Annotated in this window: 1 rRNA gene; it reads right to left on the reverse strand. The window is 56.4% G+C overall.

Annotation, left to right across the window (positions count from 1 at the left end):
- Positions 1-809: ribosomal RNA gene (locus ACFOWZ_RS47760) — 23S ribosomal RNA — on the reverse strand; the annotation flags it as partial.

An 809-nucleotide genomic window follows, 5' to 3' on the forward strand; every position in this document is an offset into this window, starting at 1 on the left:
TTCCGAACGTAGCCAACCAGCAATGCTCTTGGCAGAACAACTGGCACACCAGCGGTCCGTCCGTCCCGGTCCTCTCGTACTAGGGACAGCCTTCCTCAAGTATCCTACGCGCGCGGCGGATAGGGACCGAACTGTCTCACGACGTTCTAAACCCAGCTCGCGTACCGCTTTAATGGGCGAACAGCCCAACCCTTGGGACCTACTCCAGCCCCAGGATGCGACGAGCCGACATCGAGGTGCCAAACCATGCCGTCGATATGGACTCTTGGGCAAGATCAGCCTGTTATCCCCGGGGTACCTTTTATCCGTTGAGCGACCACGCTTCCACAAGCCATGGCCGGATCACTAGTTCCGACTTTCGTCCCTGCTCGACCCGTCAGTCTCACAGTCAAGCTCCCTTGTGCACTTGCACTCAACACCTGATTGCCAACCAGGCTGAGGGAACCTTTGAGCGCCTCCGTTACTCTTTGGGAGGCAACCGCCCCAGTTAAACTACCCACCAGGCACTGTCCCTGATCCGGATCACGGACCGAGGTTAGACATCCAATACGACCAGAGTGGTATTTCAACGATGACTCCACCAGCACTGGCGTGCCAGCTTCACAGTCTCCCACCTATCCTACACAAGCCGAATCGAACACCAATACCAAGCTATAGTAAAGGTCCCGGGGTCTTTCCGTCCTGCCGCGCGTAACGAGCATCTTTACTCGTAATGCAATTTCGCCGGGCCTGCGGTTGAGACAGTCGAGAAGTCGTTACGCCATTCGTGCAGGTCGGAACTTACCCGACAAGGAATTTCGCTACCTTAG

It is taken from the genome of Lentzea rhizosphaerae (assembly GCF_042649515.1).
In the GTDB taxonomy this organism is placed as follows: Bacteria; Actinomycetota; Actinomycetes; order Mycobacteriales; family Pseudonocardiaceae; genus Lentzea; species Lentzea aerocolonigenes.